This is a genomic window from Stenotrophomonas sp. ZAC14D1_NAIMI4_1 (assembly GCF_003086775.1).
GTDB lineage: Bacteria > Pseudomonadota > Gammaproteobacteria > Xanthomonadales > Xanthomonadaceae > Stenotrophomonas.
This window is the reverse complement of record NZ_CP026001.1, coordinates 744,916-754,645: the sequence shown is the minus strand read 5'-3', so window position 1 is coordinate 754,645 and position 9,730 is coordinate 744,916. Positions and strand designations below refer to the sequence as shown.

The following is a 9,730-nucleotide window of genomic DNA, read 5'->3' as shown; positions in this document are numbered from 1 at the left end:
GCCCAAGTGTTAACGGGAACTTTCCGGGTCGTCAAGACTTTGACGCAGAAAATGCAATTGCCGTGAACCAGTTCACTTTTCCGCCTATTTATTCGGCGATTTTGTTATTTGCATGTGACGAAATGTCGGCGCCATGTAAATGCATGTAAATGATGGATGCGGCAGGATTTTCTGCCCATATACAGAAAAACCCGACAGTCGCCTGCCGGGTTTTCCGTACTTCATCGCACTGCAGCCTGCGCGGCGGATACGCCGTCAGCCGCACCACACCCGCGCGTTGCGGAACATGCGCATCCACGGCGAGTCACCCTGCCACTCGGCCGGGGCCCAGCTCAGGTTGAGCGCGCGCGGGGTGCGTTCCGGGTGCGGCATCATGATGGTGACGCGGCCGTCGGTGCTGGTCAGGCCGGTGATGCCGTCCGGCGAACCGTTCGGGTTCAGCGGGTACTGGCTGGCGACGTTGCCGTTGCCATCGACGTAGCGCAGCGCCACGCGGGCGGTCGCCTGGTCCACGGTGTTGTCGAACACGGCCTGGCCTTCGCCATGCGCCACCGCCACCTGCAGGCGCGAACCGGCCATGCCACGCAGCAGGATCGACGGCGATTCCACCACTTCCAGCAGCGCGGTACGGGCTTCGAACTGCTCGCTGGCGTTGCGGCGGAACTGCGGCCAGTGCTCGGCACCGGGGATGATGTCCTTCAGCTGGCTCATCATCTGGCAGCCGTTGCACACGCCCAGGGCGAAGCTGTCTTCGCGGGCGAAGAATGCGGCGAAGGCATCGCGCAGCGCGCTGCGCTCGAGGATCGAGGTCGCCCAGCCGCGGCCGGCACCGAGCACGTCGCCGTAGCTGAAGCCACCGCAGGCCACCAGGCCGGCGAAGTCCTGCAGCGCCACGCGGCCTTCGATCAGGTCGCTCATGTGCACGTCGAAAGCGCTGAAGCCGGCACGTTCGAAGGCGTTGGCCATTTCGATCTGGCCGTTGACGCCCTGTTCGCGCAGGACGGCCACGCGCGGACGCGCCCCGGTGCTGATGAACGGTGCGGCCACGTCCTCGTTGAGGTCGAAGCTGAGCCTGGGCTTCAGGCCCGGCGCGTTGAAGGCGCGGGCGACGTCACGCTCGGCATCGGCATTGGCCGGGTTGTCACGGCGCTTCTGCATGGCATGGGTGACCGACCACCAGGCATCGAACAACGCTTCCCAGCGCCACTCGGCCAGGTTTTCGCCGCCCAGCGACACGCGCACCACCGGTGCAGTGGTCGGCTTGGCGATGCGCTGCGCGCATTCGATCAGTGCATGGCGCTCGACCAGGTCGGCGAAGGCCGCACGGTCTTCGCGGGCGATCTGCACCACCGCGCCCAGCTCTTCGTTGAACAGGCTGCGGAACGGATCATCGCCCCAGGCATCGAGGGTGATGTCCAGGCCCAGGCGCGAGGTGAAGGCCATTTCGCACAGCGCTGCGAAGGCACCGCCATCGCTGCGGTCGTGGTAGGCCAGCAGCAGGCCGGCCTGGCGCGCATCACGGATCAGTTCGAAGAAGCCACGCAGGCGCTGCGGGTCATCCAGGTCCGGCGCGGCACCGGCAAACGCCGGCAGGTCGCCATGGTCGGCATGCACCTGGGCCAGGATCGAACCGCCCAGGCGCTGCTTGCCGGCACCGAGGCCGATCAGCCACAGCTCGCTGTCCACGTCGCGGTCGAGCAGCGGGGTCAGCTGCTGGCGCACGTCGGCCACCGGCGCGAACGCCGAGATGACCAGCGACACCGGCGACACGCTCTTGTGGGCTTCGCCCTGGTCGTGCCACTGCGCCTGCATGGACAGCGAGTCCTTGCCGACCGGGATGCTGATGTCCAGCTGCGGGCACAGTTCCATGCCCACGGCCTTCACCGCGTCGTACAGCAGCGCGTCTTCGCCCGGGTGGCCGGCAGCGGCCATCCAGTTCGCCGACAGCTTGATTTCATCCAGTGCGTCGACCGGCGCCGCGCACAGGTTGGTCAGCGCTTCGCCGACCGCCATGCGTGCCGAGGCGGCGGCGTCGAGCAGGGCCAGCGGGGTGCGCTCGCCCAGCGACATGGCTTCGCCCGCCACGCCGTCGAAGTCGGCCAGGGTGATGGCCACGTCGGCCACCGGCAGCTGCCACGGACCGACCATCTGCTCGCGCGCGGTCAGGCCGCCGACGCTGCGGTCGCCGATGGTGACCAGGAAGTTCTTCGAGGCCACGGTCGGATGCGCGAGCACGCGCAGGCCGGCTTCCTGCAGGTCCAGGCCAGCGGTCTTCAGCGCGGGCCAGCGCGGTGCCGGCGGGTGCGCGGTGTCGCGGTGCATCTTCGGCGGCTTGCCGAACAGCACGTCCATCGGCAGGTCGATCGGTGCATCGGCCGGGGTGTGGCCCGGCACGGCGCCGTAGGCCACCACCAGGTGTTCCTCCGCGGTAGCCACGCCGACGGCGGCGAACGGGCAGCGCTCGCGGGCACACAGCGCGGCGAACTCGGCCAGGCGCTCCTGGGCCACGCCCAGCACGTAACGTTCCTGCGACTCGTTGCACCACAGCTGCATCGGCGACAGCGAGGGGTCATCGGTGGGCACCTTGCCCAGGTCAATGATGCCGCCGACGCTGGAGTCGTGCAGCAGTTCGGGGATGGCATTGGACAGGCCACCGGCACCGACGTCGTGGAAGAACTTGATCGGGTTGTTGGCGCCCATCGCCACGCAGCGGTCGATGACCTCCTGGCAGCGGCGTTCCATTTCCGGGTTGTCGCGCTGCACGCTGGCGAAGTCGAGGTCCTCGGCGCTTTCGCCGGAGGCCACCGAACTGGCGGCACCACCGCCCAGGCCGATCAGCATCGCCGGGCCACCCAGCACGATGACCGCATCACCAGCCTGCAGCGGGATCTTGTCGACCTGGATGCGATCGATCGCACCCAGGCCGCCGGCCAGCATGATCGGCTTGTCGTAGGCGCGGACCAGGTCGGCGCCCTCGGGCAGCTCGAAGCTGCGGAAATAGCCGAGCAGGTTCGGGCGGCCGAACTCGTTGTTGAACGCAGCGCCGCCGAGCGGGCCGTCGGTCATGATTTCCAGCGCCGGCGCCATGCGCGGGTTCAGCGCGCGCGGTGCTTCCCACGGCTGCGGCAGCTCGGGAATGCGCAGGTGCGAGACCGAGAAACCACTCAGGCCGGCCTTCGGCTTACCGCCACGACCGGTTGCGCCTTCGTCGCGGATCTCGCCACCGTTGCCGGTCGAGGCGCCCGGGAACGGCGCGATCGCGGTCGGGTGGTTGTGCGTTTCCACCTTGATCTGGAAGGCGCTGGGCACCTGCGGTTCGCGGCGGTACTCGCCGCTGGCCGGATCGGGTCGGTAGCGCGAGGCCGGGTGGCCTTCGATCACCGCGGCATTGTCGCTGTACGCGCTGAGCGTGTGCTGCGGGGTCTGCTGGTGGGTGTTCTTGATCATCCGGAACAGCGAACGGTCCTGTTCCTGGCCGTCGATGGTCCAGCTGGCGTTGAAGATCTTGTGGCGGCAGTGCTCGGAGTTGGCCTGCGCGAACATCATCAGTTCGACGTCGGACGGCGAGCGGCCCAGCGCGGTGAAGCGTTCGCGCAGGTAGTCGATCTCGTCCTGGGCCATGGCCAGGCCGAGGCGCTGGTTGGCGGCCTCCAGCTGGTCCACCGGCACGCGTTCCAGTTCACCCCGGGCCGGCGTGGTGAACAGGGCCTGGCCCTGCTGCACTGTCTCCAGTACCGACTGCGTCATCGGGTCATGCAGGGCCTTGACCAGCGCCTGCTGGGCGGCGGCATCGGTCGGCCAGCCCTGCACATCGATGCGCAGGCCGCGCTCGACCCGGCTGACCGGCTGGCCGGCACCGCGGACCAGTTCGGTGGCCTTGCTGGACCAGGGCGACAGGGTGCCCAGGCGGGGCACGACGATGCGGCTTACGGCGCCGTCGGCGACGGCCTCGGCCTGCGGCTGGGCTTCCAGGATGCGGCACAGGGTGGCCACGTCGGGGGTGGCCGTGCCTTCGGGCTGGACAAAGTAGACGTGCCAGGCACCGCTGATGCGCAGGGAGGGAGCGATGGACTGCAGGCGGGATTCAAGGCGTTCGCGGCGGAACAGCGACAGGGCGGGCGCGCCCTCGAGGACCATCATGTCCGGGGAACCGTAGTTGGGAAACGGGCCCGACATTGTACCGGAACCGGGGGGAGGGTCTTTGGCCGGGCGGCGCCCGGCACCCGCAGAGGCCAGGGCAACGGCCAGAGCCAGAGCCAGAGCCAGAGCAACAGCCAGAGCAACAGCGGTCCTGGACTGCTGCGGGTTGGGCGGGGCGGTGTGGGCTTGCAGGACACGCCGTAAACCCGTCCATGGGGGCTCGTAGGCGCCATCCATGGCGCCTGCGGTCCTGCAAGCCCACACCGCCCCACCCCTGTCAGTTGCACGCGGCTGTTGGTAGGTGCCGACCGTTGGTCGACACGGCCATGCGTGGATGCCGCCTGGTCGTGCCGGCCGCTGGCCGGCAACAGGGAAACAGATCAAAAGCAGGAAATCAGGCATCGAGAGCGCAGCGACCGGCGTCTGCTTTTGAATTTTTCTTTTGTCTTTCGTGGCTGGCGCGCGCAGGAACCTGTCCGAGGCCGGGCGGGTGGGTTGCGCAGGGGCGCAGGCGCCATGGATGGCGCCTACGAGCTTACATGGACGTACTTGCAGCGTCCCCTGCGCAGCCCACCCGCCCGGCCAACCCACAAAATTCACAGAACGCCCCAGCCACGAGGGGCCCCGCCGATGGCAGCCAACCGCGCGCCAGCGCCGCTCTTCGCCGGAATACCCGAATCCCGGAACCATGCGCTCGCTCACGGATTGCCTGATCAATTGATGACAACGTTGTCCCCACTTGGCCCCGGACTCTCTCCCCGGCCAGCCAGGTACCCCGTCCGCCCCCACCGTCGCCCTTCCCCGGGCGATGTCCGGACCTGCGTCACGCGCGGTGCCATCCGGCCCGCGCGCCACCGGAAGTCGGAGACACACCATGTACGACAAGCTTGTGCAGAGTGCCGATGTACGCAGTGCCGAACGCTCCTCCCGCTCCCTCCGCCCGCGCCGCCTGGCCTGGCTGCTGGCCCTGGCCGCCGGGGCAGCCGCCCTGCCCGGCCTGGCCCAGGCCGCCAGCTGTGCCGGCGTGGCGCAGTGGGACCAGGCCAAGATCTACCGGGCCGGCGACACCCTGCAGAAGGGAGGGGTCCTGTACCGGGCGAACCAGGACATCTGGAACGCACCGCCGGACCACCCGGCCGGGGCGCCCTACTACACCAATCTCGGTGCCTGTGACGGCAGCGGCGCCAACCAGCCGCCGGTGGTCAGCCTGACCTCGCCCGCCAACGGCGCCACCTTCAGCGCCGGCAGCACGATCACCGTGAACGCCAATGCCAGCGACCCGGACGGCAGCGTCAGCAAGGTCGAGTTCTTCCGCGATGGCAGCTCGATCGGGGTGGACACCAGCGCGCCGTACAGCGCCAGCTGGGCCAACGCCAGCGCCGGCAGCCACACCCTGCGCGCGGTGGCCACCGACAACAACAACGCCACCACCAGCACCCCCACCATCACCATCACCGTCAACGCGGCCAGCGGCGATACCACCGCACCCAGCGTGCCCGGCGGCCTGGCGGTGGGCACCCGCACTGCCAGCAGCATCGCGCTCAGCTGGAGCCCGTCCACCGACAACACCGGTGGCAGCGGCCTGGCCGGCTACGACGTGTACCGCGACGGCAGCCTGGTCGGCTCGCCATCCAGCGCCAGCTATGTCGATGGCGGGCTGACCGCTTCGACCACCTACAGCTACCGCATCCGTGCCCGCGACAATGCCGGCAACGCGTCGGCGCAGGGCAGCGCGGTCAGCGCCACCACCCTGGCCGGCAGCGGCGGCGGCACCGGCAAGCGGGTCATCGGCTACTTCACCCAATGGGGCATCTACGGCCGCAACTACCGGGTGAAGAACATCGACAGCAGCGGTTCGGCCGCGCGCCTGACCCACATCAACTACGCCTTCGGCAACGTGCGCAACAACCGCTGCGAAGTAGGCATCACCCAGCCGTCGGACCCGAACACCGGTGCCGGTGGCGATGCGTTCGCCGATTACAGCAAGGCCTTCGCTGCCGGTGAGAGCGTCAGCGGCAGCGCCGATACCTGGGACCAGCCGCTGCGCGGCAACTGGAACCAGCTCAAGCAGCTGAAGGCCAAGTACCCGGACCTGAAGGTGCTGATCTCGCTGGGTGGCTGGACCTGGTCGCGCGGCTTCTCCAGCGCCGCACGCCCGGAAAACCGCCAGGCCTTCGTCGCTTCCTGCATCGATGCCTACATCAAGGGCAACCTGCCGGTGACCGATGGTGCCGGTGGCGCAGCCGCGGCACTGGGCGTGTTCGATGGCATCGACATCGACTGGGAGTACCCGGTGGCGTGTGGCATCGAATGCGGCAAGCCGGAGGACAACGCCAACTTCACCGCGCTGATGGCCGAGTTCCGCCGCCAGCTCGATGCGGTGCGCCCGGGCCTGCTGCTGACCGTGGCCGTGGGTGCGGGCGTCGACAAGGTCCGCGTCACCGACCCGGCCGCGTACCACCCGTACCTGGACTACATCAACGTGATGACCTACGACTTCCACGGCGCGTGGGATGCGAAGACCAATCACCAGTCCGCGTTGTTCGACTCGCCCAATGATCCGTCCACCGGCGACCAGAAGCTCTACAACAGCAACGACGCCATCGAGGCCTTCATCAGCCGCGGCGTGCCGGCGGCCAAGCTCAACCTCGGCATCGGTTACTACGGCCGTGGCTGGACCGGCGTGGCCAGCGGCAACAACGGCATGTACCAGACCGCCGGCGGTGCTGCGCCGGGCACCTACGAGGCCGGCATCGAAGACTGGAAGGTGCTGAAGAACCTGGCCTGGCCCGGTTACACCGACAACACCGCCGGTGCCACGTGGATCTACAACGGCAGCACGCTGTGGAGCTTCGACACCCCGGCCAACATCACCCGCAAGATGGGCTACGTGAAAACGCAGGGCCTGGGCGGTGCGTTCGTCTGGGAGTTCAGTGGCGACGATGCACAGGGCACGCTGACCAAGGCGGTCAGTGATGGCCTGAAATGAAAAAAGCCGGGGACGCATCGCGTCCCCGGCCCTTTCTGCATGATGCATCCGCCGGGCATGGCCCGGCGCTACCCGCCCATCCACGGTAGCGCCGGGCCATGCCCGGCGGCGTTCCGATCAGCGGCTGCCACCTGCGGTGCTGGCGGCGGCGCGCTTCTCCAGCGCCGCACGCAGCTGCGCCGGCGGCAGGTAACCGCCCAGCTGGGTGCCGTCGGGGGCGAAGATCGCGGGCGTGCCGTTGACGCCCAGGCGCTGGCCCAGCGTGTACTGCATGGCCACCGGGTTGGTGCAGTTCCTGGCCGGCACGCTGCCGCCGCGCTTGGCATTGGTCAGCGCCTGGCGGCGATCCGCCGCGCACCAGACCGAGATCATGTCGGTGTAGTCCTTGCTGCCCAGGCCCATGCGCGGGAAGGCCAGGTACTCGACGGTGATGCCGTTGCGGTTGAGCTCGGCGATGTCCTGGTGCAGCTTGCGGCAGTAGCCGCACTCGATATCGGTGAACACGCTGATGGTGTACTTGGCGTTGGGCGCGGCGAACACGATGCGGTCGCCATGGTTGGCCTTGGCCAGCAGCTGGCGGCGGTAGCCCAGCAGGCCTTCGCTGTTGGCCGGGGCCTTCTCGCGGGTGTCATACGGCTGCGACTGGAACAGGTAACGGCCGTCATCGGAGACGTACAGCAGCTGGCCGGAAACGACAACTTCGCGGAAACCGGGGAACGGTGCCGCGCCGACATAATCGACTTCGAAGCCCGGGTTGAGCGCGGTCAGTGCGGCACGTACGGCCTGTTCGGGCGAACCCGCAGGCGCGGCCGGACCGGCCTTGGCAGCAGCGGCAGGTGCCTTGGCGGCCGGCGGCGCCGGCTGGGCGCAGGCGGTCAGGCTGACCGCACTGAACAATGCAGCGATGGCAAATCGGAACATGGGCAATCCGCTGGGAATCAGACCCCGGATTCTGACACAGGCCTACGTGACGGGCCGCGACCGTGCGCACGTACCGCCCCGCTGCCGCCGTTGGCCGTTCAGCCGCGCGGATGGTGCCGGGCGTGCAGCTTCTGCAGGTGTTCGCGCGCGACCAGGGTGTAGATCTGGGTGGTCGACAGTGAACTGTGGCCCAGCAGCATCTGCAGCGCGCGCAGGTCGGCGCCACGGTTCAACAGATGGGTGGCGAAGCTGTGGCGCAGGCCGTGCGGGCTGATCCGCGCCGGGTCGATGCCGGCCACCTGCGCATGGCGCTTGACCAGGTGCCAGAACGCCTGCCGGGTCAGCGCATGCAGGCTGGGCTCGATGAACAGCGGCGTCTGCCCATCGGCCAGCGCGTGCACCTTGCCCTTGCCGACCAGCTGCGGCCGCGACTGCTGCAGGTAACGCTCCAGCCAGTGCTGCGATTCCTCGCCCAGCGGCACCAGGCGTTCCTTGCTGCCCTTGCCGGTCACCCGCAGCACGCCCTGGCGCAGGTTGACCGCGGTGGCCGGCAGCAGCACCAGCTCGCTCACGCGCAGGCCGGCGGCATACATCAGTTCCAGCATGGCGCGGTCGCGCAGCCCCAGCGGGCTGTCGATGTCCGGCGCGGCGAGCAAGGCATCGATCTGGCTTTCGGCCAGCGCCTTGGGCAGCAGGCGGGGCAGCTTGGGCGGATCCAGCAGCGTGCTGGGGTCTTCGCTGCGCTCGCCACGGCGCACGCCATCGGCGAAGAACGCGCGCAGCGCCGACAGCAGGCGCGCATTGCTGCGCGGCGACCAGCCATGGCGGGTGCGCCAGGCCAGGTAATCGAACAGGCCCGGGCGCTCGATGCCGGCCAGGCCGCCCTCGCGGCCATCCATCCAGCGCGCCAGGCCTTCCAGGTCACGCCGGTAGCTGTCCAGGGTGGCGCGCGCCAGCCCGTTCTCGGCCCAGATCGCATCGAGGAAACGCTGGATGCGCACGCTGTCGGCGGCGCGCAGTTCCGGCAGCTGGGTGACCAGCTGGCGGCGTTCGGCAGGGGTGGAAATGACGGCCATGCGTGCAGGATACGAGGACCACTGCGGGCGCGGCCAGCTTTGCGTATGCTCGGCGCATGTCCCAGCCCGCCACCGACACGGCCCCTGCGGCCGCCACTGGAACGCCCCGCCCGCGTGCGCTGCTGCCGTGGCGCGTGCTGGCGATGGTCTACGACGCCTTGCCCGTGCTGGCCCTGTGGATGCTGGCCGGCACGCTGTTCACCCTGGCCTACACCTTCAGTGGCCATGCCCAGCGCGAGAACATCGCGCCGTTCAGTGCGTGGCAGTGGCTGCTGTGGGCCGTGTGCTGGGCGGTGACCGGGTGGTACGCCACGGCCAGCTGGCGCCGCGGCGGGCAGACGCTGGGCATGCGGCCGTGGCGGCTGAAACTGGAATCGCGCGATGGCACGCCGCTGCGCCGCCGCCAGCTGTGGCTGCGCTTCGCGGTGGCCACGCTGTCACTGCTGCTGGGCGGGCTGGGCTTCTGGTGGGCGTGGCTGGATCGCCAGCGCCTGACCTGGCATGACCGCGCCAGCGGCACGCGCCTAGTGCGGATGCCCAAGCGCTGAGAGCGTGTGCCGGGCGCGGCCCGGCGCTACCTACATAGCGTCGAGCTTGCTCGACG

General features: G+C 69.0%; 5 protein-coding genes. 2 read left to right on the top strand and 3 right to left on the bottom strand.

Annotated features, from left to right (window positions below):
- Nucleotides 1-255 precede the first annotated feature (255 nt).
- The gene (gene purL / locus C1927_RS03365; protein ID WP_108745940.1) at nucleotides 256-4,140 is read right to left on the bottom strand and encodes a phosphoribosylformylglycinamidine synthase; all 3,885 of its coding nucleotides are present in this window, start codon (nucleotides 4,138-4,140) and stop codon (nucleotides 256-258) included.
- Nucleotides 4,141-5,014: 874 nt separating this feature from the next.
- Here purL and C1927_RS03360 point away from each other — a divergent pair.
- Nucleotides 5,015-7,129 carry a glycosyl hydrolase family 18 protein gene (locus C1927_RS03360; RefSeq protein ID WP_108745939.1) on the top strand — a complete coding sequence of 705 codons (2,115 nt, stop codon included), beginning with the start codon at nucleotides 5,015-5,017 and terminating at the stop codon, nucleotides 7,127-7,129.
- Between the two features lie 117 nt (nucleotides 7,130-7,246).
- On the opposite strand, the gene C1927_RS03355 is transcribed toward C1927_RS03360, so the two are convergent.
- On the bottom strand, nucleotides 7,247-8,050 hold the full coding sequence (locus C1927_RS03355; RefSeq protein ID WP_079220577.1) for a DsbC family protein: 804 nt from the start codon (nucleotides 8,048-8,050) through the stop codon (nucleotides 7,247-7,249).
- A gap of 98 nt (nucleotides 8,051-8,148) precedes the next feature.
- On the bottom strand, nucleotides 8,149-9,126 hold the full coding sequence (gene xerD / locus C1927_RS03350) for a site-specific tyrosine recombinase XerD (RefSeq protein ID WP_108745938.1): 978 nt from the start codon (nucleotides 9,124-9,126) through the stop codon (nucleotides 8,149-8,151).
- Between the two features lie 56 nt (nucleotides 9,127-9,182).
- Here xerD and C1927_RS03345 point away from each other — a divergent pair, with 56 nt between their 5' ends.
- Nucleotides 9,183-9,674 carry an RDD family protein gene (locus tag C1927_RS03345; protein WP_079220575.1) on the top strand — a complete coding sequence of 164 codons (492 nt, stop codon included), beginning with the start codon at nucleotides 9,183-9,185 and terminating at the stop codon, nucleotides 9,672-9,674.
- Nucleotides 9,675-9,730: the final 56 nt, after the last annotated feature.

Excerpts from the sequence above, each read along its gene's own strand:
- purL (WP_108745940.1), bottom strand. The coding sequence starts at position 4,140 with ATGATGGTCCTCGAGGGCGCGCCCGCCCTGTCGCTGTTCCGCCGCGAA.
- C1927_RS03360 (WP_108745939.1), top strand. The coding sequence starts at position 5,015 with ATGTACGACAAGCTTGTGCAGAGTGCCGATGTACGCAGTGCCGAACGC.
- C1927_RS03355 (WP_079220577.1), bottom strand. The coding sequence starts at position 8,050 with ATGTTCCGATTTGCCATCGCTGCATTGTTCAGTGCGGTCAGCCTGACC.
- xerD (WP_108745938.1), bottom strand. The coding sequence starts at position 9,126 with ATGGCCGTCATTTCCACCCCTGCCGAACGCCGCCAGCTGGTCACCCAG.
- C1927_RS03345 (WP_079220575.1), top strand. The coding sequence starts at position 9,183 with ATGTCCCAGCCCGCCACCGACACGGCCCCTGCGGCCGCCACTGGAACG.